A 24,629-nucleotide genomic window follows, 5' to 3' on the forward strand; every position below is an offset into this window, starting at 1 on the left:
GTTAATGTAATGTTCCGTTAGTTGGCGCTAACGGATAATCATTGCTACCTGCCACATTATCCGTAACTTTGGACAATAGAGCCGGTATGTCCAATATTACAGCAACTTCGCCTGTACCCAGTATGGTTGCCCCACTCACGCCCTTTAGGTGGTTAAAGATTTTCCCCAATGGCTTGATGACGGTCTGAAATTCTCCCAATAACTTTTCCACAATTATTCCGGCTTTCACGCTACCAAACTGTATTACAACAATATTGCTTCTACTGTTGGTGTCTGTGGGTATTTTCATTTGTTTTCCAAGATCAAACAAAGGCAATACATCACCTCGAAGATTGATATAAGAAGGCAATTCTTTATGGATTGCATCCGATTCAATGCATTCGTTAATTAGATCCAGCGGAATGACGAAGGATGAGTCACCAACGCTAACAAGAAACCCATCGATAATAGCCAGGGTAAGGGGCAATCGTATGCGTGTGATGCTACCGGTACCGGGGTAGCTATCGATATCAACACTCCCGCGCAGGGATTCAATATTCTTTCTTACTACATCCATGCCCACACCCCTGCCGGAAAAGTGGGTGACTTCGTCAACAGTGGAGAAGCCAGGTTCAAACACTAAGTTATAAATCTCAGAATCGCTTAATATATGTGTATGAGACACCAATCCTTGATTCATAGCCTTTTCCAATATTTTTGTCTTATCCAGACCGCGACCGTCATCGCTAACCTCAATAACGATGCTACCCGCTTCATGATAGGCTGTTAAACGGATTATTCCGGTCTCTGATTTTCCCAATCTTATGCGTTCTTCCTTGCTTTCCAATCCATGGTCTATGGAGTTCCTTATGAGGTGAATCAGGGGATCGGATATCCTTTCTATAACGGTTTTATCTAACTCCGTATCCCCTCCGTATATTTCAAGCTTGATTGTTTTCCCCAACTCCTGGCTGACGTCCCTTACGATTCTATGATAGCGATTGAATGTTTCACCAACCTGAACCATTCTAAGATTGAGGGCATTGTCCCTAATTTCTTCCAATAGTCTGGATAGAACAGACATGGATTCGGTTAATCTATCATTGTTTAACGCTTGGGCAATCAAATTGGTACTGGCACCAGCGATAACCATTTCTCCTACCAAGTTAATCAGTTGGTCCAATTTGTCCGCGTCAACCCGCAGGCTTTTAGACTTAGGATTATTACTATTAGTACTATGAGGAGGTTTAGACGATTGAGGACCTTTCGTTACCGGCTTTCTCACAGGGGCCATGACTGTGCTTTCTATTTGGTGGTCCTCTACAGCTTCATTTAGTGATACCGACCGGGCGACAGGCTCTACCATGTGTTCGCCAATGTGCTCATGCAGTACCCCCAGATGCACCATTATGGTTTCTATATTCGGTGTTTCCCTTCGCAATTCTTCAATGAGATCTTTAAAGTCTGATTGAGTGGCATTAGGAGGTAGGATGCGTAATTGACAATCATTCCTGACAAACAAAAATACCTGTTCAATTTCTTCTTGCGTAACCGCAGTCTGAAAGACGATTTCCAATCCGGTATAACAAGAAAGGACATCCATATGCTCCAATTCGCCCTCGTAATGTAGAATACTTGAAATTCCAACGATGTCACCAATTCGGTGCATATACCGCAGAAATGACAAAGGGTCCATTCCATTTTGTAGGACCTCGGTGGAAAATCTCAATGAAATGTACCAAATTCTGTTCTCTTGAACACACTCCTTAGCTCGGGTAACTTCTTGTAGTGAGTCCTCATGTGTAAAAGTAGCGTCAATTCCCGCATATTCGCTTAGAGCAAAAGACAGATCTCTCCCACTCTGCATTAATTCTTCGGATACTGGTTCCTTGTTTCCGATATTGACGATTAGATTCCAGAGGTGATCTTTGCTTTTCAGCATCAATGCGGACAACTTCGCGTCCATAGCCAATTCATGATTCCGAATTAGATCAAACACATTTTCCAATACGTGAGTAAAGGTCTCAGTCTCTGTGAAACCAAAAATCCCACTGGCACCCTTTATGGTGTGGGCTACCCGAAAAATGGATGCGATTAAATCAGAGTCATTGGGGCTGTTTTCTAGTTGCAACAGAGCATCCTCCATGTCCTGCAGGAGTTCCTTGGATTCATTAATATAGGCCTGTAGCCCTGACTCTTCCGGTTCCATCTAATGTCCGTCGCTGTTAGCTATGCAAGCCAATCCTGCGTACCGTGCAATTTGTAAAGTTTGAATGCTTCCAATGTCGCTGCGCTATGATTCACTACGTTTAATTGTATACCCTGCTTAGCAAGATCCTTGTGCGCAACACGTAATATCTGAATTCCAGCCGTATCCAAATCACTTACCTTGGACAAATCCAATTCTAAAGAAACGAGGTTTTTGAAATGTTTCAACAAAGCAGTCTTAAACTCGTTTGCTGTGTAAATAGTTAGCTCTCCCGATATCTCCAGTTGTTTGTTTTTACCTCTTTTTAATACTTTGATCATATCGAGCACCCATTCACACGCTGTCGTGGCAAACCGTTTTTAGAACATTATTGGTTGTGAACTTAAAGAACGTACAAACTCATAAATTTCTTCGGCATTCGTTAAACAGTGCTTAACCTTTCATTGTAAAAACTGTGATAATTCCTTGTTTATTATTATGTGATCACATAATGGTGTCACTGAGTTTTACATATATATAAACTTTGTGAATCAGATTTTACATACCATGGAATACGGTGTTCTTAGAAAACAGTATTGGCAAAGACAGTTTAGACAAATACTATGAGGATGGCGTGAAAGCCGGTACCGAGATCAGAATTGCATTAGCGGGGATGGGGTGCATTATCTAATGATTCTACTAAAGGAACAAATGCAACATCCAAAACCGGATCGACGGTTGTATGGTTGCACGTATCCTTGATGACTAACATCAACTTCTGTGGCGTATGGGGCAATCCAATGGGAATCACCATGCGACCCCCAGGTTCCAATTGTTGCAGAAGTTTTTCGGGTAAGCGCGTGGCTGCGGCTGTAACGATAATACCACCATAAGGTCCATTGTCTTCCCAGCCGTCGTATCCATTACCACAACGAAATTCAATGTTATCGTAACCCATTTTTTGTAATCTTTTTACCGCTGAATGATGCAAAGCGTCCAATCGTTCTACTGTATAAACCGTTTTCGCCAGTTCAGCGAGGATCGCCGTCTGGTAACCCGAACCGGTACCAATCTCCAGGACAATAGAACAATCATCCAGATCGAGTAAATCCGTCATCAGCGCAACCATATAGGGTTGAGAAATGGTCTGACCATGGCCGATAGAAAGGGGTGCGTTATCCAGAGCAAAACTGTGTAGCTCTAGCGGTACAAACCGTTTTCTATCCACTGAGCGAATCGCCTGCAAGACATCGTCGCTAAACTTTGCCCTACCAGTAAAACGCGCAGTGTATTTCGCCTCTAGTTCGATTTCTTCGATAAGAGATTGAATCGTTTTAACCATGGTACAGATTCACCTTTTATCGTTATATAAACCTGTTTAGCGAGTTCCTCGTCCGCTACGCCATATGGAGAATAGCAACCACACACCACCAATTCCTGAAAACAGAAACCCGAGAAATCCGAATAGGGGTAAGCCAAACATGGTAGGACCACCTTCCACTGTCATGACGATGGATGTGCCTATAATCAGAGCCGAGGTGACCAGGCCAATGGTCAGTCGATTGGCCGCCTTATCCAACTCCCGGCCGAACTGCTCCAAACGGGTAATATCCACGTGAACTTGCAACGCTCCTTTACGTGCAGATTGCAACAATCGACGTAAATCTCGGGGTAAATCTCCGAGTAGATCCGCAATATTATTTATATGTCGCCAGGTACGTTTTGCCAATTGCTCCGGTTTATACCGCGACAACATCTCGCTTCGTATAAAGGGCATGGCTTCGGATACCATATCGAAATCCGGGTCCAATTGTCGCCCCAAGCCTTCCAGGGTGATAAACACTTTGAGCAACAATGCCAGATCAGCAGGCATAGTTAAGGCATGCTCACGCATAATGACCGTAAGATCAGTCAACATTGTCGCCAGATTAAGTTCCTTTAGCGCCACACTGTGGTAGTTGTCCATGAAATTGTCTATTTCCATGGCCAAACTCTCGGTATTCACGGATTTACTCGAATCAATGTCGTTTTCACTGTCATCTGACCAGCACTGAATGACATCCACAACCAGTGCTGTATCTTTACTGATTAGACCACGCACCAGGTCTATCACTTGTTCCTTTCGCCTTTCCGATAGGCGTCCCACCATGCCGGTGTCTATAAAGACAATACAGTTTTCCGGCACGTAGAAAATATTGCCGGGATGAGGGTCGGCGTGAAAAAATCCGTGCTTGAGTACCATGTTTAGAACCGCGGCGGCACCGCGTTGGGCTAACAGCTGCCGATCAAAACCGGCTTTTTGTAGGGAGTGTAGATCACGCCCGGGAATTCCGCGTATGCGCTCTTGAACATTGACACGCTCCCCGGTCCAATCCCAAAAAACCTTGGGTAGCGATATGTGTGGATCTTGCGAAAATATCTCAGCTAAGCGTTCGGCATTGCGGCATTCCACTGCAAGATCCAACTCACGTCGCAAAGATAATTTCACTTGTCGTATTACCTCAACCGGGTGGAACCGTCTCGCTTCGGGTATTTCTTTTTCCAATAACTCTGCTAACTTGCTTAACAAGCGCAAATCCGCTTCGACTATTGCGCGTATTCCCGGTCGGCGAATTTTAAGTACCACATCCTCGCCACCGGGTAATTGTGCTTCATATACCTGGGCGATAGAACCGGCGGCCAAAGCCTCAGTATTGAGGTTTGTAAAAATGTTTTCGGGTTTATCCCCCAGGTCTTCTTCGATTTGGGGGCGGATTAGCTCGAAATCCTGTGCCGGTACCGTATCTTGTAGTTTTTCAAACTCCCGGATCCAGTCCTGAGGAAAAATATCTACCCGAGTAGCTAATATCTGCCCCATTTTGATAAATGTAGGTCCCATTTCTTCACAGGCATGGCGAATCCTTTCCGCTGAGTGCATGCGGGCAATATTTTCCGCGTCTTTCCAACGCAGAACTTTACCTGCCTGTTCCAACATACGCCCCATCCCCAGTCTTTGCACAACATCCCCGAATCCATATCGGATAAGTACCGAAGCGATTTCGTGCAAGCGACCTATATCTCGAGCGACTTTTAGCGTTTCCCACAACATAGCGGAATATCAGTGCCCAGGTCAGGACTTTGGTTGATCGTCGTTGGATTTCAATTTATCCGATAGTGCTTGTAGAAAACCGCTGGCTGCCTGGGCCACGTCTGCTGAAAAGGATTTGGCTGCGTCACTTACTGCAGTGACTCCGGCTTCACTGACATTGAGAATTTTTTGTTTAAGCTCAGCAATGTCGTCACTGGTTCGTTTCCCCACTGCGGTTCCCGTATTTTTTGCATGAGTTGCCAAGTCCTGAATGGTTTCTTGTAATAACGATTTACCCGTTTTGGCGGCCTCCTCCAGTGTCTCTATAAACATTTCCTCAAGACTGTGTAATTGATCCAGTGTGTGTTTAAAATCTTCTTCTTTATAGTCCTTTACCCGGGCTACGGTTTCCTCTATAGCCAACTTGGTGGCCTGAGCGCTTTTTTCCAAAGCCGCATCCAAGCCTGCAGCCACATCGTCCATGGATTTCTTAACGTCAGCGGTATCAACATCCAAACCGGTTTTTGCACCATCCACCACCGCCTTGGCTACAGCTTTGACTCTGTCCATATCCAGGGTGCGGTTGCTTAAAGCTTCCAGGGTAATATCCCGGATTTCATCTCGAACGTTCCCGCCTTTTTTCACTGCCTCTTCTGCGGCGGCTTTTACGGATTCGGTGTTTTCATCATTCATAACAACTCCTTACAAGGCCCGTTTTTTCTGTTCTTCATGTCAATTCTAGTCTTTCTATTACCATATGCATTATTTCAGCGAAGAAAAAGCTTTTTTTGTCGAGGTATAGCCTAACTGGATCAATTCGTTTGCGCGGTCAAATTCGTAAAATGAACAGGTATTGGCGGGAATGGTGACAGTAATATCCGGTGTGTACGCTGCTAATTGCAACCGGGTGATTCTTGCCTGCATAGTTTCCATGGAGCGGAGCATAATTCCATAAAACGACAAACTGGTGTCTGAACGGGCAATACCAACTGATGTTTTGGGCCAGAATTGACGGACGAATTCCTGATATCCGTTTCTGCTTTCGTTGATCGCAGGTGTAATGTGTCGGTGGTACCTGCCGTTCAAGTCCACCGCCACCGTTAAGTCGGTAGTATCTTTGAGCGTAGGCGCTATTGGCACCGGGTTTACCAAGCTACCATCCAGGAATTGTTGGCCCAAATAGTTATGTGGTGCAAATATCGTGGGGATAGAGATGGATGCTCGAATGGCATCAAACAACGGTCCGCTATTTAACCAAACTTCCTTTTGTGATTGCAGATTTGTCGCAACCGCAGTGAACGATAAGGGTAAAGATTCTATGTTTCGATCCCCGATCATTTCTTTGAGCAAGCTAATTATCTTTTCCCCCTTGAAGAGACCCTGTCGCCGAAATGACAAGTCGAGTAATCGCAGAATGTCGATTTTTTCAAGGTTGGTGACCCATTGAGCATAGACATCCAGCGCTCCGGCCGCGTAAATCCCTCCTACAAGAGCGCCAATAGAGGTGCCCGAAATGGACCGGATCACATATCCTTGCTCGATGAGCCATTGAATGACTCCTATATGGGCCAGTCCCCGAGCCCCTCCACTACCTAATACCAGCGAGATTGTTTTTGGTGACGCCACTGAAGCCCGCCCTCCTCCTTATAAGTATAACGTGCCCTTGGGAGGATGTTAGAATAAGTAAATATTACATATTTATCTATATGATATGTTATATAGTTAAAGTGATATGTTCTCATGGAAACGGGCTTCGGTGCCCGTTTCCACTACTGTGTTTCAATTAATGTGTTTCAATTACTGTGTTTCAATTAAAAACGATGATGTCTTTCTTTGTGCTCCTGAATTTTTTCCCGCAACGATTGCTGCTGTTTCGGATTGAGGCTGTCATAGAAGTTACCCAGAGCCGTTATGACAGCCGGAGCATTGTCGTTCACATAGCGGGTTTTTTGATTGACCAAATCCAGAGCTGTTCCTTGATTGAAGGTCGGTTCCTTTATCAAAGACATTACTTTATCCATGTGCGCCACTTTATCTCCATGTAGATCATAATGTACACGTAGTATTTCGTCCTTTAGCTGGTTTAACTGGATCTGCTGTTGCTGATTCAGTTCCAGTTTGTCATTAAGCTTTTCCACTACCGCATTGGCGTGTTGCTCTGGTGTTTGTCCATGTTTATGCATGACGCCGGCTACGACTGCGCCTGATAATGATACAAAAGCGACAAGGCCTAATATGAGTTTATGAGATCGTTGCATAGCTATTCTCCTGTTTAGTTTTAGCCAAAATGGCATAGATGTAGAATAGCTATTTATCGGTTGCATAGCCTTTCAGGGCAGTAACGTTGTGTAACGACATGTAACAGTGATTTTCAATGTTTAAGGGGTTTACAAAAGACTATGCAAACCCAACACCCGCTTTGAGCAGTTTCTCCAAAACGGCAATAGCTTGACTGGTTTTTTTTATGGTGTCCGCAATTTTTTCCACGTCTTTCTTGGATTTCTTGGCGGAATTTGCCGCCCCTTCCAGTGCTATAATGGCTGTTTCAAAATTCCGGTTGATTATTTCCCGTTCTTTCTCTACCACGGTCTCCAGCATATCATACAGTATTTGGGCTTTTTCCCGAATTTGGTTTTTTTCGTGTTCGGGAATATTTGTATTCAACAGTGGATGCAACTGATCTATGGCGTCAATAAGGGACTGTCTCAATGCGTTCATTGCAAAAGCCTCAAATGGATATTACTAATCACGGTTGTTACCGGTAAATTAGTCGTGGATCTCACGGGTCATAATTCAAACCTTTATAGTGAATGCGTAAATGATCTCCCAAACTTCTCATTGTCCCCACTTCCTGGGCCAGACGAGCACTGGAAAACTGATCCTGTAACACCGTATCAGCCATGACTTGATGGGCGGTTTTAACTTTTTCAGTTGCAGTTTTGGCATCTTGGAATAAACTCGGCAACTTTTCTATATCAACGGAATAAAGACTGATGGTTTTTAGTGCCGCCACCTTTTTATCCAAACTATAACGTTGATAGGATTTTTTATAAGCCTCTATGCGTTCGCGCATCATTCGGTCCAGGTTAATCCTGACCAAATCCATATCATTGCCGATATTGGCAATGATTGCATCGCACAATTTCTGCACGTGGGGATTGGCTTCAAGTATAATGGCTTTCATTGCCTCACGTCGTTTGGCTTCAATTAGAGATAATCCGATAGCATCGAATAAGGTAGCGATGGCCGCATAATTTTCCTGTTTTATTCCCAAGTCTTTACCTGTTATTTCGTTATACTGCGTCGACATGCGATTCAATGCGCTGTACAGTTTTTGGCTCGCCAAGTCCACTTGGGGACGATAGTCTGCGCTACTCAACATTCCCAAGGCTTCCATATATGTTTGTACCGCATGGATGGCCTTTAGTAGCGGGGATTTTTCTTTATCAATATAGATGCCACGCACGTTTGAAAATTGTTCGACGGACAGGGTATTAACACGATCCGGTGGCAAGGTCGCAAGCGCATACAATTTTCGATTAATGGTGGACTCATTTACCGAGTTCAACACCTTTTGAGTCATTTCGATTAAGCGGGCGCTGGAATCTGAAAATGCCTTTATGTGGTTGGCGGAAGGCGTGGCACATGCGTTGAGGAGCATGGGCAACAAGCACAGCAGATATACTCGCATGGCGTTTCCTTGTTCCTTATCCTTTTGTTTTATATAGTTTAATTACAGATAGATAAATGTAAAATTGTGAAAAGGAGTGGCTGTTACCTTAGCATAGTGTAAGCTACAAAACACCATCGTCTTATATCTTATAGTGGCCCTGGAGGTAGACTTTGGTAACTGTAGATGGGTTGGCATCCTCTCATTCCTCCTCCCGGGATTTTCCCCAACTGCGGTTTGAATTTGTAACAGGTAAATATTTCACATGAATCCCAATCGTACATCGGGTAAAATTTGTACTCTTTGCATCAAAAATAACAATGACGTATGAGTAATTCAGAGCCAAAATTGGCAATAACGGCAATGGGCATGGCCACTTCCCTAGGTAGTGCAGATATGGGAAGTCGTGCTGCTCGAGCCGGCTTAAGCTTAATTCAGGAATTGCCAATTGCGGTGGAAAACCACGGTGTTTTGGCGAAAGCTTATCCAAACAGCGCGACAAAGGGTCACCCTTACCATAACTACACGAACGGTAAAACCGGCCTGGACCGACTGCTCTGCCTGGGACAAGCCGCTTTTGAAGATATGCTGGAATCAGCAAAAGGGCTCCGGGACCTGAGCAAAACCGCCTTGATTATCAATCTCAGTGATGGATTTCATAGTACGATTTGTGAACTCTTGGCTGTGGAGAATCAAGAAAACCCTACAATTGACCCGAAACAGTCTAAACTGGCGCAGCAGCAAGCAAGTTGCCAACAAGAATTAATAGCTCAATTATTATCCAATTTTCCCGGCGCCTCGCCGTTTTTCAGCACCATCGGTTTTGGTGGTAAACCCGGTATAGTGAATTCCCTGATGCTGGCTCAAAATCTATTGCAACAGGGCCAAGTGGATTCGTGCATTATCGGAGCAATTGAATCCTGTTTGGAACCCGATTATTTACAGGACTGTAATCAGCTGGAAATTCTAAAAACCGATTTGTTTTCTGACGGTTTTATTCCCGGTGAAGCCGCCGCCTTTTTGTTGTTGGAAAATAATTCATCCCTTACCCAACGACCGGTTTTAGCAACGGTAGACAGTTATCAACTATCCCAGTGTGCTTCACAACGTTTTGTACAAGAAGACAGCGCCGTGGATCAGGCTCAGGCACTGACAGATTCCTTGAGTGCTTGTCTAACGGAATCCCTTCCAGCCGATATGGTTCTGTATTGCGATTTCAGCGGTGAAAAAGACCGAGCAAAAACTTGGTCCTATAGCCAAACCCGCATGAGCCAACTGCTGCAGCAACACCCCATCAGGAAATCCTTGTATCCGGCAATAAATTTTGGTGAAGTGGGTGCCCCATTTGCGTATGTGGCAACTATAATGGCTTGCCATGCTTTTGACAAAGGCTACGCAGACAGCGACACTGCTGTAATTTGGACATTATCGGATAATGGTGTCAGTGGCTCGCTGGTATTGAAAAAACCCTGACAAGCGTGCAAACCGGTTTAGTTGAGTAACAACACCGCTACGACTAGAAGTGTGGACGTGAGTAAACCCACCCCCATCCCTGCTGCCAGTCCCAATGCGGTGTCGCGTAAAATACAATATGTTGCCAATTGCCTCTTCATTGTTTTCTCCTGGATGGTGTTCCAGCGTGCCATCCGTGGCTTCCCGTTTTCCTTGTTTGCGCCGGATAAAGGGACAGAAAACCAAAGAAGTCCGCTGGAATCCGTTTCAGTTCGGTTTTTCTGTCCTTTGAGTCTATTAAAGCTGTTAAAAATGACACTACAAGGGGACCGTGCTGACCAATCCCGGCTCAATTCTGACGAAATCTGATAATTTTATAATTGGGCTATAATTCAAAAGCTTATATGCTATTGTTAGTACGGGTGGCAGGCCCGTTTGTAATGCCCGTTTTGGATTGTTTTGAAGGAGATTAATATGGCCAAACGCATTGCCATTGTAGAAGACGAACCGGCGATTCGCGAAAACTACGCCGATGCCTTGCGCAAACAGGGGTACGAAGTGGAAATGCTGGGCAACCGGGAGCAAGCCTTAAAGGCCTTCAAGCGTCAATTACCGGATTTGGTGCTCTTGGACATCGGTCTGGAAGATGAAATTGATGGCGGTTTCGAGGTATGCCGGGTGCTACGAAGCATTTCCAAAACCTTGCCCATTATTTTTCTCACCGCCAGAGACAGTGATTTAGACGCTATTTCGGGATTACGTTTGGGGGCGGATGATTATTTAACCAAAGATATAAGTATCCCCAATTTGTGTGCTCGTATCTCAGCTTTTTTTCGACGGGTGGCGGCTTCTCAAGAACCGCCGGAGAGCGAAAACATCCTTGAACGGGGACCTTTGTCTCTGGATATGAACCGTTTTGCAGTGACTTGGAATAAAAGTCCCATCGATTTAACTTTAACCGAGTTCTGGTTGGTACATACTTTAGCTTTACGTCCCGGGCATGTGAAAAATCGCGAGCAATTAATGCAGGACGCTAAGATTGTAGTAGATGATGCCACGATCACTTCGCACATTAAACGCATTCGCAACAAATTCATTGCCGTGGATAAATCCTTCGACTGTATCGATACGGTATACGGTATGGGTTATCGTTGGGTTGAATAAACGTCAATGGGAAATGTGTGGCGCCTATTTAAAGAATTGCTTGAATCCACAATTAACCGGGTCTATATCAGTATCCGCGTTAAACTGGTATTGGTTTCTCTAAGTTTATTGGCCATCCCGTTTATTGGTTATCAATATGTCCAGGAAATGGAGCGCTATTTGCGCACCGACCTGGAAACGGCCTTGCTGGAGAACGCTCGGATTATTGGGACCGTTTTGGAGGATTATCCCAATATATTCGAGCATTCCAAGCCTGCAATATCCAACGAAACACCTGCTTCTGCGGATGAAGCGGATACCAATGTTAGTGCTGTAGCGCCGGCTGGTCGTAATCATTTATTCATCCGCTCATTGCGCTCCCCTATTCTACTGGATGGTTATGCTGAAGACTGGATCAGTTACAACGACCGTGTTCAACGTTACCAAGACTCCAGCGGCAATAATGATCCTTTAAGCTATCGATTTTCCGTAGGTACGTATCAGCGCTATTTGTATGCCTTGCTACAAGTGAAAGACAGTCACGTCATATACCGTAAAGCCAATAGCAGCGCCATAGACGCCAATGATCATATACAAATTGCCTTATTGGACCAAAAAGGCCGCCCTAAACGTTACATTCTATCCTCATATACCCAAGGAAATATGTCGGTGCATAGAGTTGTGCAACACAGAAGGGATACCAATTTGTTTTTGGAATCTCGCATAGGAGCCTATTGGTTAAAAACCCGGTCCGGATATAATGTGGAAATACGTATTCCATTATCCATGCTCGGTGATCGTTTAAGCTTTGGTGTTGCTGACGTGGACGATCCTCATTCCCGGGAAATCATCAGCCTGGTCGGTACCAACCATCAGAGTACCCTGGAGCAGATAAGTACTATTAGTATCGCCTCGGCAGAGGTGGAAAACCTGCTGTCCCGCATCAAACGCAGTAACACTCGAATTTGGGTAGTGGACGGTGATAGCAATATATTGGCGCTATCAGGTCATTTAACCGACGATGATGCTGCCGATTCAATGGAAGAGTTCGATGAAATCAGTGTGGGAGACGCGGTACTGGGAATTGTCCGCTTGTTTTATCGTCTGATATTGCGCCAACCGGCGCGAGAATTTCAAGACGATTTATCCGCTGTTTCTCACCTGGATAGTCGTGAAGTAGGCTTTGCCTTAAACGGCAAGAGCACCACGCAATGGCGCTTAACTCCTGATGAGAGAGTAAATATATTAATGGCAACCGCTCCGGTGAGCATCAAAGGTAAAATTGTAGGGGCTGTCGCTATTGAAGAAACCAGTAATAGTATTTTGTTATTGCAAAACCGCGCAATTGAAATCCTTACAAATCTAAGCATAGTCACCTTATTTGTCGCCATTGTTATCTTGTTGGGTTTCGCTACACGTCTATCCATACGAATTCGACAACTGCGCGACCAAACGGAAAACGCAATTGGGGAAGACGGACGGATTCTGGGAAAATTGAAAGCCACAAAAGCAGCCGATGAGTTAGGTGATCTTGGCCGAAGTTTTTATGACATGCTCAACCGGCTCGCCCAATACAATCGATATTTGGAAACCATGGCAGGTAAACTGTCGCATGAGTTTCGTACGCCAATCACGGTAGTTAAATCTTCTCTGGACAATCTTGAACTGGGTAACCTGGATAAACAGTCCTTGGCATATACCGAACGTGCCCGCGAAGGCATAGAACGTTTGAACAATATCCTTACCCGAATGAGCGAAGCCACTCGCTTGGAACAAACTCTACAAAGCGAGGATTGCAGTCATTTTGACTTGGAAAAAGTCGTTTCCGGTTGTGTCAAAGGGTACAGTTTGGCCAAACCATCTCAGCAATACAAGTTTAGACTGGACAAAATAAACGACAAACCCTTACAAATTTATGGTTCGCCGGATCTAATTGCCCAACTGTTGGATAAACTGGTGTCCAATGCCACCAGTTTTGCGTTACCTGACAGCACGATTGAAATTGCGTTGCAGCAATACGAACAAGGTATCGAACTAAGCGTCACCAACGCCGGCCCCTCTCTGCCCGAGGAAATGCAACATACTTTGTTTGAATCGATGGTTTCCATTCGAGACAAAAAAGGCGATGAACCTCATTTAGGTTTGGGTCTTTACATTGTCAGGCTCATTGCCGAATTTCATAACGCCGGACTCCAAGCCCAAAATCTCAGTGATGGTACCGGCGTTTGCTTTAGTGTGCTGTTTACGCCGTCAGCATCATAATCCCGAATCCGATACCGTGATGGACAATCGAATCGTTCGTCCTGCAGCGGGATTTCCAATAGTTTCCTGATAGTCCCGGTCCAATAAATTTTGAATTTTAAATATAAAACGCAGGTGCTTGTCTCTGCGCCAAGTCAATGCGGTATCCCATCGCGTGTACGATGACAACCAGAGGTCATTGGTGGCGATAGAGGAATCCAGAATTTGTCCCACATATAACATCGTCCCATGAGCCGTCAGGGACCGGGAAAACTGATATTCCAAATCCCAATTCGCCTTGTGCTTAGGCCGCTGTAGTAGTGGCTCTTGGGAATTTTGGTCAACAGTCTTATTGTACGTAGCATTGAAGCGGTTTTTTATTTTAGTGTTGTAAACGTGGTTCACTGTCAACTCCAGACCTTCCGACACCACGGAACTGCGATTTACCATGGTTCCAGCATCAAAATCCACCAAATCCCTGTAGTCGGTTTTAAAGAGACTGAGTTCCATTTGCCCCTTTCCTTGCCCTTCTCCGTGAGAAAAAGGCCGTGACAAGCGCAATTCCCAATAGTGACTTCGTTCCGGCCGCAATGAAGTGTTACCGACTATGGGATGATAAAGTGCGTAGAAACTGGGCAGCTTGTATCCTTTACCCCAGTTGAAAAACAAGCGGGTTTTGTCGCCCAGCCCAAATCCCAGATTGGGACTAAACACTGTGCCCCCCTTATCGGGATCATCCAGGCGTAACCCTGCTTGAAGTTTGAGTGTTTCATAGGGATTTAACTGTAGTTCGGAAAACACTCCGGTATTATGGCGATTTTCAGCGTAGCTGCCGGAAAAAGCAAAGGCACCGAAAAAGGCACTTTGACCTTCGGCCTTCTCCCTTACATAATCCAGCCCTCCGCTCATTGCCAAGTGTGGCGATTTGAAACTGCTGAACCACGTAAGATATTCGCGTTGTATAGTGTCATCACTGGTGTTGGCGGGAATGCCAAAAGGATTTCGAATGCCTGGTGCGATCCCGGGAGAATCCACCTGCGATTGTTGTTTCATCCAGCTGCTTTGAAATTGATGTACCCAGAGATTTGAGATCTGTTTCACATTTACCGACAAAGCGTATTCTTCGGAATCGTTTTGTTCCAGATCCCGTAGAACGGCATAGTCCAGTCCGCCACTGTCGTCCGGAAAGGCTTGCGCGCTGGAATTGCGATGATGAGCTTGTAACTGCAACAATCCTGAACCAAAACGCCAAGCACTATCTAAGTGTTGATTGTAGCCTTGGTAATTACCTCCCGTACGCGTCGTTTCGTTCACAAAAGCCATTTTTAGTGATGAACGTATCGTCGCAGTGCTAAGCGAGTACTGCCCTGAGGCTTCCGAGTAATCCGGGGAACCGAAACTCACTACGGCTCCATTGCCCCCCGAGGAACTGCGCGTGATGATGTTAATAACACCGCTTAAAGCATCGGAGCCATAGATCGCCGATGAACTGCCTTTGAGAATTTCAATACGTTCGACAGCGTCAAGGCTGAGACGAGAAAGATCGTAGGATCCCCCTCGATTATTGGTCGGGTCGTTCATTCTGACGCCGTTGATCATTATCATCACATAGTTGGGGTCGCCATTGCGCATGAACAAAGAACCGTGCCCCCCGCGAGAACTTTGTGTCACATGAAGTCCGGCTTCGGAGCGCAACAGTTCCAAAACATTGGTAGCCTGGCGTGATTCTATTTGTTCCCGGGTTATGACTGTGACATTGGTCACGGTTTGTGCACTGGGAATACGCGTAGCCAACACCGTCACATTGGGCAACTGGAGGGAATTGTCTATTTCAGTGTCAGCATACACCGGAGTAACAACGAGAGGCAGACCCAAGAGAAACGCTTTTTTCATAGAACGCGTATTTGTATTGTTGTAAAAATGTGCAGTCTATCAAAAAAATGGAGCACCGTCCCAACATAGCTTACCTCGGTCACACTACAAACCGGTCAAGCATCACAGATCAAAACGACCGCCCTAAGCTGTTTAGCTATTGTATCGATAATAAAGTTGATAGTTTTTTGTACAATTTTTCTGGAACGTTTACCCTTAGTGGTATGTGTCATGGTTGAAGGTCGTACTAAGGTTCAGCCAGGGTTGCGTTCAAAGGGGTTTGATCATGTCGCACCACATCGATTTAGAGCTGAACCGGCAACTTTCAGCGATTAAGCGGAAAAAACATTTTGGTGAATTATTAACACCGGAAGACCGTAAGTTTTTGATCGACCACGGATTGGTATACCAGGCCAAAAGCGGGACTATATTGTGCCAGCAGGATAAAGTCGGAGACGATTTATTTATTATTCTTCACGGGGAAGTCGAAGTCTCGGAAAACGCCGGCGAAATCCGAAAAGTGCTGGGAAAACTCAGCACCGGGGAACTGTTTGGAGAAATATCGGCTCTGTTTGCCGTGCCAAGAATAGCAACGGTTTCCGCGCATAAGCCCTCGGTCATCCTGGAAGTCGCCCGGGATGATTTTGTGGAATTGTTGGATCATACCCCTAATTTGAAAGATCTGGTGTATGAGCGATTGTATGAGCGATCCCTGGAAACAGCGCTGCGTACATGGCCTTCCAATAACATCGCTCTTTCGCAAATCCCCATGGACGACTTATCCATGTTATTAAGTTGTTGGAAGCCTGAGAATATCAACTGATGACTGCGCAATTACGCAGATAAAGTAGTGCCGTGTCACTCCGCGTACTCTTTTTGTCATAGGGTACGCGGACATTTCAATTTAAGTTACTAAACCACTATTTGTTATTGCGTTTAAAATCGTAGGCCAGTTGATCCAGAGATTGCGCCAGTTCCACCACCAATTTCGTGGGTTTGCCATGAACATCGGCGATCAACAAGGTATAGCCTTCTTTACGATTTTTAGGATAGTCCAACTTGGGGAAATTGGCTTTTATTTCCCGATCTTTTTCATCGATGCCGTAAACATTAACAATCCTTTCTTTGTCTCCGTAGATGCGAATATAGTGCGCTTCCGGGCCGAACCCTTCGTAGACCAATTTTAGACCGGATTTTGTATATACCACTTGGCCGATGTTGTTGGTATCCAGGGTTGCCTGTTCCAGTTTCTTTACCAAATTCACCAACAGTCTGCCCTTAACCGCCTTAACCGCCATTTCTGCCGGCTTCACCCCCTCCGGTGCGGGGAAAATGATTTGCGGTGAACTTTTGTTACCCGTACCGGATAAGGTAAAATTAGATACTTGTTTACCCATTATTTCATGAGTTTTCACTTCCCCTTGGGCATCACTCAAAGCCACCGAGTTCAGCACAAAAGTCACCGCGGATAGATTGTTGCTAATTTCCGGCGTTATTGGTCCCAACAGTTCGAACACCCCTGAATAGCTGGTTTCATCCCAGGCCTGGAACGGATACTTGATGCACAAAAGAAATGGTTTCATTTCTCCCTTACTGAGTTCAATCTCGGTTTCGCTGCATTTATCCGAGCTTACCGGATTGAATTTATTTTTACTAAAATCCTTTGCATTTGATAGAGTAATATCGTTTTTCACATAAGAAGGAATTAACTCATGACGATTGAGACTATTAATTTCAAATGTGTAAGATTCCGATATTTTCTTGCCCGCAACAACCAATTCGATACTCTTAGGTACACCGGCAAAATCCCAGGCGCCAATTTCACCTCCATCAAATAAACGTTGCATGGAAATTGCGCCAATGCGTTTTAAATACTCATCATTTGCGTTTTTTCCGCGAACATCAACCAGAAGGCTTTTATCACCGCCAACTTCGTAGTTCACACTGCTGCCGTTAAACTCCGTGAGTTTTAGACGGAAAGCACCATTGCTGTAGGTGGCACTATCGCCCTCCGGTAACATTTGCACCACATCGACTTGATCCGGGACGTGCAAATCCAACACTCCCTTAATAGCACTGATTTCATTGGCTTTGACACCTTGTTTCAAGGGAACCGATACCGAGGACTGAGCCACTTCCAGGGTTGCATTGTTTCTACCGAATTCCACATCCAGACTGATATTGCGGAAGGTCGGACGAAATTTGGCGTGATTGTCAGTGTTTTTCACCGCGCAATCTTTATTTTCCAACAGGGTTTTACCCTCTTTGTCCATCACATCTTCAAAGCGGATACTACCTACACCTTTTGGGTTAACATCTTCAAAAAACAGATTAGGAATCGGTGCGCTGATCATGCCGACGTTTACTTCTGCAGAGCCACTCTCCGAAATACGGACACCATTTAGATAAGCGGCAAATGGACCGGTAATTACCGCATGACTCAATTTTTCCTTAGATTCCTTTTTAAAAATAGGAATGCTATCGATCTCAACCTTCGCCAGATATTTTTTAATCTCCGACTTTTCCAACGTCTCTTCTTTCACTTCACCCGGGTTCCGGCTGGTAATTTTAGGTACATAAACGCTAAAGAACTGCTTTGGTATGTTCTCCAGTGAGTTCACCTGTTCTAAATTAAGATTTGTACTGACGGTCAACTGACCTGCATTTGGGGAAACGGTCACTATGTCCATCAGGGTCTTTAAATCCGCATGCTTGTTAATTTCTGCTGCATGACTGGCTTTCCAACTATTGTATCCATTGACAACACCATTGGCCCATTGATCATTTTTATGCCTTGCCACTGACACCAGTTGCATAGACGGCGGTGATACGGCCAACTGTACTTCCAGATCTATGGAGCTTAAAGGATCTGCGTGCTTGGCAGCTTGATCCAACATAATGGCTAAGGCTCCGTCAAATCCTTTGCTGAGTTTTTTCGGTTGAGTAATACTGCCAACCGCCAGCTTGTAACGGTGAATCGCTGATCCTGCTGCACCTTTATTGTTTAATGCAGCATCCAATAGCTTGGGGAAATACCACTTGGACCCGATAAGAAGCAATTGGTTGTTCCAAAAATAGCTGACGGGTTGCTCGTAGCGGCAGGTTTCCTCATTGTATGCCGTTACCTCCCAGTAAGTTCTGTTATTGTGTTTCTGTTCCTTAATCTTGTATTTATTTGATTCCAGCCGCTTATTCATATTTGCCAAATTAAACTGACCAAACATTGCAATCGCGTATTCCGGGGTGTCATCCGCGATCACCCCGGCTACCACATAATCCAATTGATCGTTCAAGTTTAAACCGGAGTTCTTTAATTGGTAGAAAAACAAACCGTAGTCTTTTTGCAGATTTTCCGTAATTACCTTTTTGGGTTCCTGAAACAATAGATACTTTTCCAGCTTTTTGGCAAATTCCAGGTTGAGAAACCCAACAGCAGCCGAATCCAGTCTCAATTGAGATTCAACCGCTTTTACCGCTACCGGTAGATGTTTTGGTGCCATGTTATTTTCATACCACCAGTACCCTCCTGCGGCGGCGGCAACTAACAATAGTATAAAGAGAACGAGAGCTTTCACGGTTTTGCCTCAAATGATCGTTGTTTAACCAAAACTGAAATAGAATTTATTTCATTGTAATAACGGCTGCTTACAGACACTTTTTGGGTGGGCTATACTGTAACTGAGCCCAAAATATTGTTTAACAATGCACATATTGTTCCTGCAAAACCTGTTACTGCTTATGGAATGATGGACCATGACCTCAATGTTAATCCGGTCGTTTTTGTTTGTTTTCTCTATCACACTGCTCGGTATCCTGATCACTATAGGCTCTGCCTACACTCATTTTCCGCGGTTATATTCTCTGAACTCACAACAGAATCCGCACCAGAGGTACGCATTTTGGATTGGCGATACCGGTCCCACCGGACCGTTGTTTTCCGGTGCCTGGCAATACCCGTTTATCTGTACCGGCATGCTCAATGGTTTGGGGCAAGCATTGGTGGATAATGAATCCCGAGGCACCGCGATTTATCCGCAATTGGGTCCCATCCCCTTGACTATGCTCAAGCCCATTGGGTATAGCGAAGCATGTAATATCCCTACACGCGTGGAATATTTTTACTTTAATAAGAAAGAGCAGCGTTTCCTGCCATTACCAGGCAAAACCCGACAGCCTCCGCATTTGGATCACATGAACCTGAACGGAAAAAAATACCCGTTTATTATCCGAGTGGAGCGTGGAACCATAAATCGGTTTTTATACAGTATTGCGATGCCGGCCCCTTTTCAGGAGTCATTGCATTCCCCTGCTGGTTTAAATAATTCTGCATGGAACGGCCGACTGATTTATAAGTTTCAAGGGGGTATCGGTATCGGACGGTTCCAGGGAAAAATGAGTTTTAATAAAAAGCACGCCTTATATTTGGCCGCATTGCAAAGAGGTTACGCTGTGGCCTATTCCACGGGGACAAAAACCGGAACTCACTACAATCTGAAGTTGGCGGAAGAAACTGCAGTAATGTTAAAAGAACACTTTGTGGCAACCTATGGTAAACCTGAGTACACCATCGGTTTGGGGGCATCCGGTGGCGGGATACAGCAATACATCATGGCCCAAAATCGTCCCGGCCTGCTGGACGCTGCCATACCACAAGCTTCCTATCCCGATATGATCACCCAAACTATATTTGTGGGGGACTGTGAATTGTTGGAACGCTATTTCGATGCACAATTTCGCAACAACCCCGATAGCCCCTGGAAAGATTGGCACCAACGCCACCGGGTGGAGGGGCTCAATTTCAGTGAAACCGCAGTTCAAGGGAAATGGAACAACCGTTTCAGTCCCCGTCCCGGAAACAACGGATGTATCCAAGGTTGGCGCGGTTCTATTCCTCTCATTTTCAACCCTAAATGGGCCCCTGGCCCCTATGCCCAAGGTTTGAAACAATCCGGATTCCCACAGAATCTGGAGATAAACTGGAGTCATTGGGGAGATTTAAGCAATATCTATTCTGAGGGTAAGAACGACATTGTAAACAACAGTTGGGATAACGTCGGCGTTCAATACGGTTTAAGTGCCTTGCGTTCTAAAACAATTTCAATCTCCGCGTTTTTGGATCTAAACGCCTGTGTGGGTGGTTGGAAATCTCCCAAGGATATGGTTTTAGGTGATTTTCCTTGGGATCCCTCTAAAACTCGGGAAGATCCCTGGGATCAACGAAACATGAGTTTAACCTCCGATTGCCTCGCTGGAAAACCCGCCCCGCGTTCCCATGCCTCCATTGATTCAATAAAAAGGGCTTTTAACTCCGGACAGGTTTTTACCGGCCGGCTTACCATTCCCACCATCGACGTACGCTGGTATCTTGAACCGGTGTTGGACAAACACCACAGCCTGGCCTCTTTTTCTGCCCGTGCCCGAATCACTAATCCGGAGCAGCGAAAACTGCATAGCATTTGGATAGTCGAATGTTCTCAAATTGATGGCCGGTCCCTGCAATTTAAATGCGATTTCGATCCGGTGAGTAAGGCTTTGGATGTGTTAGAACAATGGTTTATCAACAAGCAAAAAAATCCTCTGTCCACGGTGCCTGAGCTGGCTCCCGAGCAAGCAGTGGACAGTTGCTTTGACAGTCGAGGGGATGTGATCTATTCAGGTAATAATGCGTGGGGAGATATTTTTTCCAAAACATCCCCTTCACCTTGCAGTGCCCGCTTCCCTATTTACACCACGCCGCGATTGGAGGCCGGAGATGAGCTGTCCGGAATTCGATTCAAATGCGCCCTCAAACCCGTCGACACTGCCTTGCAGGACAACACCTATGCTCAAGTGCGGTTTTCTCCCGAGCAGATCATTCGCCTGAAGAAAATATTTCCAGAGGGTGTTTGTGACTATACCAAACCCGGTTTGGGTAATCCTTTGGATTTTGCCGAGCTAAGCAACTTGCGTCTATAGCTCAACCCGACACGCTAATTTACTGATGCAGCGATCCTTAGAAATCACCTCGGTATTGATCTCGAACCCGAAACAGCACGGAGATATTGATAAACGAACTGATGCTGTTCGTTTCGACATCATTGGTATTACGGGTTAGCCCGGATGGATTCCAAGCGACGTAGTCTCCAAAATATTCCATCGCAAGAAATCCTGTAGTAATGGAGAAAGTGGCCACCCTGGGCAGATTAAAATTAAACCCAACTACCGGACCTATGCCAAAACCCGTTACTGAACCGTAGGTATCCACGCCATTGGGAGAACCTACTCGCTCCAGATCGTCGTATACCGCCAGTTTGACCCTGGGCCCCACCCACATGCGAAAAGCACGTTTACGCACCACAGCGAAGCCAAAATCGTTATTTAAAGCCATTCCGCTCATATATAAGCCATCGCCATCGTCGACTACGTTATTGTCTTCCGACACAATGGAGAGCCGATAATTGAAAATTGTAGTTTTGGCAACGGCACTGTCAATAACAAAACCAAAATGTGACAGTTCGCGATCACCGCTATGATTGTAGTCATTTCCCAGACCCCATGTGTCTTCCCAATCCTCTGTCCCCGAACCCACGGTCATACCCAGACCTAAGGAGAAGCCGGACACGGGGATTAGTAACAGAATCGTCGAGATCACAATGGCTTTGAGTTTCATATCTACAACCTTTTTCATGTTGTTGGGTTATCAGACTATATACATGTAGTGTAGTGGATAGAGATAAGCTTGGAAATAACACCATCGGGTTAGTTCCAATGGTGGTAGGGCTGATGGGTGGATCCGGGTTTGGCCGAATTTTAAAAAAAAGGGCACTTACGTGCCCTGGAGTCAACAAATGGAGAACTATTGAAGATAAACTATTTTAGGGTCGGACTCTCTATGAGGTACGGTTATTTGGAAATATGCTCCTGCCGCTATTTTCTGTGGAATGCAGGCGATGTTGCCACTCAGATTTCGGTCAATTAAGTTACGAACAAAATACATACCCAAACCACTGCCGCCATGCTTACGCCGGGTAGTGTAAAATGGCTCGAACAAACGGGTAACATCGGCCTTGGATATTCCCTTACCGTTGTCTCGGTATGTAAAGGTTAATTCCTTACCAATTTTCTCAACAACAATATTGATATTGCCTACGATGCGTCCTTCAAATCCGTGTATAACGGAATTCATAATTAAGTTCTTGAAAACCTGCTCGTAACTGTCTTTTGCGCCAAATTGATATATATCATCGGGACACTGAATATCGATAGCGTAATGCCTGCCTTCCAGCTCTGGTTTGAGATTATCAACTATGTTCTGCAAATGGGTTTGTAAATGAAATCGTTGTGGTAGTTCCTGGGATGAACTTTTTTCTGTGCGACGTAAAAATTCTGATGCACGGTTCAAATTTTTCAGGATCAAGTCGGTAAATTCCTCCACATATTCGCTAAGTAGCACCAGTTCCTCTTGGGCATGTTCTGTATCAGCATAATCTATGTGCCGGGACTTATTCCTCAGATGCGACGTCGCCGTTATTGCCACCCCAATGGGTGCATTGACTTCACTGGAAACAGACTCAACCAACTGATTTAATGTAGTATTTTTCTCCGATTGGACAAATCGATACTGCGCAAACTGAATTTGTTCCAAGGACTTTCGCAATTTAAAATTTTCCAATTCCAACTCAGATGTTCTTTGTTGTACCAACAGTTCCAATTCCTGTTTTACCAATTCCAGTTCCATATGGGCTTTTTTAAAAGCGCTGATATCTTGCATATATCCCACCATGCGGATCGGGTGTTCGTCCTTGTCAAAAACTGTTTCACCCCACTCTCGCATCGTTTTGATTTCACCGGATTTGAGAACCAACCGATACTCGATATTGTAGGAGACGGCCTTCCTCATGCTCAACTCGATGGAGTTCATCAAAGCAGATCGGTCATCAGGATGAACCATAGATATGAACACCTCGGCGTCTGGCTTAACTGTTTCACCATCCAGCCCCAATAACCGGAAGTACTCATCAGACCAGAACAATGTATTTTCCTCAATATTCCAATCCCACATGCCCATTTTGGCAACCGACTGAATCTTGTTTACCAAAATCTCCGGATCGTAAGTTTGGCTGGGTGTTGATTGGCATAGATGTTTTATGTCAGCAGTTGCCATATTTCCTCACTTGGTTTGTCTTCCCAAGTAGTTACGGCGTGCGGGGAAAAAACACGATGGTGGATTGCAGGTATTTTTCAGGAACCCAGCTACGTAAAAATACGTAGAAGTTCTTTTATCTTATTGATTATTGACGAATTATACTTTGTGTCTGATATTTATAAAAAAAACGCAGAATTTGGGAAAAACTACTGACTTCCATTTTTTTTAGGATATTAGCACGGTGTGTTTCCACAGTTCGAACACTTAAACTCATGTTTTTTGCCAGATCCTTATTGGACTGTCCCCCAATTAACGACTCCAATATTTGTTTTTCACGTTTGGTCAGGCACTCCAGCCGCGTGTTGAAGGATTCCTTTTCCTGCTCCCGCAGTTGTTGTTCGGAAGCTAATGCCAGGGCTTTACGCACTATGCTGATGAGTTCCAGTGTGGCGACGGGTTTCTCCAGTAAATCCAATGCTCCCTTTTTAAGGGCGGTTTTGGCCATGGAAACATCGGCATGTGCCGTCATAAAAACCAAGGGCATATGGATATTTCGATCCTGCATGATTTCCTGCAGTTCCAACCCGCTTTTATCGGGCAACACAACATCAGAGAGTACACAAGCAGGACGAATATGATCGTGGTTATTCAGAAAATCCGTTGCCGATTTAAAGCAAACCACATCAAAATCCGCGGACTTCAAAATAGCCGTCACATACTCTGCTTGCAAACGATCGTCCTCTATCACAAACACCAGTGGAGATGTTTGCAACGGCGGGGATTTTACAACGGGTTGGTATAACATAGCAGTGCCTTATACTTTGACCGGTAGTACTTACATCGACCGCGGTACAACGCTCTTGAATGGGAACTCATATAGAGTTGTGAACAA

20 protein-coding genes are annotated in these 24,629 nt (G+C 45.1%); 6 read left to right on the forward strand and 14 right to left on the reverse strand.

The features are described 5' to 3' along the window. Position 1: 1 nt before the first annotated feature. From OEY58_05575 to OEY58_05615, 9 genes are all read right to left on the reverse strand, one after another. Positions 2-2,188 (reverse strand): chemotaxis protein CheA, encoded by a 2,187-nt coding sequence (locus tag OEY58_05575; protein MDH5324915.1) that lies wholly within the window; start codon positions 2,186-2,188, stop codon positions 2-4. A 20-nt stretch (positions 2,189-2,208) separates the two neighbouring features. Further along, positions 2,209-2,508 carry an STAS domain-containing protein gene (locus OEY58_05580; protein ID MDH5324916.1) on the reverse strand — a complete coding sequence of 100 codons (300 nt, stop codon included), beginning with the start codon at positions 2,506-2,508 and terminating at the stop codon, positions 2,209-2,211. A gap of 323 nt (positions 2,509-2,831) precedes the next feature. After that, positions 2,832-3,509 (reverse strand): protein-L-isoaspartate(D-aspartate) O-methyltransferase, encoded by a 678-nt coding sequence (locus tag OEY58_05585; protein ID MDH5324917.1) that lies wholly within the window; start codon positions 3,507-3,509, stop codon positions 2,832-2,834. A 36-nt stretch (positions 3,510-3,545) separates the two neighbouring features. Next, a complete protein-coding gene (locus OEY58_05590) occupies positions 3,546-5,255 on the reverse strand; it encodes an AarF/UbiB family protein (protein MDH5324918.1) in 1,710 nt (569 codons plus the stop codon). A 21-nt stretch (positions 5,256-5,276) separates the two neighbouring features. Further along, positions 5,277-5,927: a hypothetical protein gene (locus tag OEY58_05595; GenBank protein MDH5324919.1), complete on the reverse strand. Its 651-nt coding sequence runs from the start codon at positions 5,925-5,927 to the stop codon at positions 5,277-5,279. 69 nt (positions 5,928-5,996) lie between these two features. After that, entirely contained in the window at positions 5,997-6,860 is an 864-nt protein-coding gene (locus tag OEY58_05600) for a patatin-like phospholipase family protein (protein ID MDH5324920.1), read from the reverse strand. Positions 6,861-7,045: 185 nt separating this feature from the next. Further along, complete coding sequence (locus OEY58_05605; GenBank protein ID MDH5324921.1) at positions 7,046-7,492, reverse strand: Spy/CpxP family protein refolding chaperone; 447 nt, start codon at positions 7,490-7,492, stop codon at positions 7,046-7,048. Between the two features lie 139 nt (positions 7,493-7,631). Then, positions 7,632-7,952, reverse strand: coding sequence for a hypothetical protein (locus OEY58_05610; GenBank protein ID MDH5324922.1), 321 nt, complete (start codon positions 7,950-7,952; stop codon positions 7,632-7,634). A 61-nt stretch (positions 7,953-8,013) separates the two neighbouring features. Further along, positions 8,014-8,925 carry a hypothetical protein gene (locus OEY58_05615; GenBank protein ID MDH5324923.1) on the reverse strand — a complete coding sequence of 304 codons (912 nt, stop codon included), beginning with the start codon at positions 8,923-8,925 and terminating at the stop codon, positions 8,014-8,016. Between the two features lie 306 nt (positions 8,926-9,231). On the opposite strand from OEY58_05615, the gene OEY58_05620 reads away from it, so the two are divergent. From OEY58_05620 to pdsS, 4 genes are all read left to right on the forward strand, one after another. Further along, the gene (locus tag OEY58_05620) at positions 9,232-10,377 is read left to right on the forward strand and encodes a hypothetical protein (GenBank protein MDH5324924.1); all 1,146 of its coding nucleotides are present in this window, start codon (positions 9,232-9,234) and stop codon (positions 10,375-10,377) included. Positions 10,378-10,434: 57 nt separating this feature from the next. Continuing rightward, on the forward strand, positions 10,435-10,725 hold the full coding sequence (locus OEY58_05625) for a hypothetical protein (protein ID MDH5324925.1): 291 nt from the start codon (positions 10,435-10,437) through the stop codon (positions 10,723-10,725). 105 nt (positions 10,726-10,830) lie between these two features. After that, on the forward strand, positions 10,831-11,520 hold the full coding sequence (pdsR, locus tag OEY58_05630) for a proteobacterial dedicated sortase system response regulator (GenBank protein ID MDH5324926.1): 690 nt from the start codon (positions 10,831-10,833) through the stop codon (positions 11,518-11,520). 6 nt (positions 11,521-11,526) lie between these two features. Further along, positions 11,527-13,761, forward strand: coding sequence for a proteobacterial dedicated sortase system histidine kinase (gene pdsS, locus OEY58_05635; GenBank protein MDH5324927.1), 2,235 nt, complete (start codon positions 11,527-11,529; stop codon positions 13,759-13,761). Here pdsS and OEY58_05640 read toward each other — a convergent pair. After that, positions 13,756-15,633 carry a TonB-dependent receptor gene (locus tag OEY58_05640; GenBank protein ID MDH5324928.1) on the reverse strand — a complete coding sequence of 626 codons (1,878 nt, stop codon included), beginning with the start codon at positions 15,631-15,633 and terminating at the stop codon, positions 13,756-13,758. The genes pdsS and OEY58_05640 overlap by 6 nt on opposite strands. 265 nt (positions 15,634-15,898) lie before the next feature. On the opposite strand from OEY58_05640, the gene OEY58_05645 reads away from it, so the two are divergent. Beyond that, on the forward strand, positions 15,899-16,435 hold the full coding sequence (locus tag OEY58_05645; protein ID MDH5324929.1) for a cyclic nucleotide-binding domain-containing protein: 537 nt from the start codon (positions 15,899-15,901) through the stop codon (positions 16,433-16,435). Positions 16,436-16,532: 97 nt separating this feature from the next. Here OEY58_05645 and OEY58_05650 read toward each other — a convergent pair whose 3' ends face one another. Further along, positions 16,533-19,112: a hypothetical protein gene (locus OEY58_05650; GenBank protein ID MDH5324930.1), complete on the reverse strand. Its 2,580-nt coding sequence runs from the start codon at positions 19,110-19,112 to the stop codon at positions 16,533-16,535. Between the two features lie 253 nt (positions 19,113-19,365). Here OEY58_05650 and OEY58_05655 point away from each other — a divergent pair, with 253 nt between their 5' ends. Then, positions 19,366-21,567: a tannase/feruloyl esterase family alpha/beta hydrolase gene (locus tag OEY58_05655; GenBank protein MDH5324931.1), complete on the forward strand. Its 2,202-nt coding sequence runs from the start codon at positions 19,366-19,368 to the stop codon at positions 21,565-21,567. A 37-nt stretch (positions 21,568-21,604) separates the two neighbouring features. On the opposite strand, the gene OEY58_05660 is transcribed toward OEY58_05655, so the two are convergent. The 3 genes from OEY58_05660 to OEY58_05670 form a co-directional block, all read right to left on the reverse strand. Further along, the gene (locus OEY58_05660; protein ID MDH5324932.1) at positions 21,605-22,261 is read right to left on the reverse strand and encodes a hypothetical protein; all 657 of its coding nucleotides are present in this window, start codon (positions 22,259-22,261) and stop codon (positions 21,605-21,607) included. A 186-nt stretch (positions 22,262-22,447) separates the two neighbouring features. Beyond that, complete coding sequence (locus tag OEY58_05665) at positions 22,448-23,755, reverse strand: PAS domain-containing sensor histidine kinase (protein ID MDH5324933.1); 1,308 nt, start codon at positions 23,753-23,755, stop codon at positions 22,448-22,450. Positions 23,756-23,882: 127 nt separating this feature from the next. Further along, the gene (locus tag OEY58_05670; GenBank protein ID MDH5324934.1) at positions 23,883-24,542 is read right to left on the reverse strand and encodes a response regulator; all 660 of its coding nucleotides are present in this window, start codon (positions 24,540-24,542) and stop codon (positions 23,883-23,885) included. Between the last annotated feature and the right edge of the window lie 87 nt (positions 24,543-24,629).

This window comes from Gammaproteobacteria bacterium (assembly GCA_029882975.1).
Taxonomy (GTDB): Bacteria; Pseudomonadota; Gammaproteobacteria; order SZUA-152; family SZUA-152; genus JAJDNG01.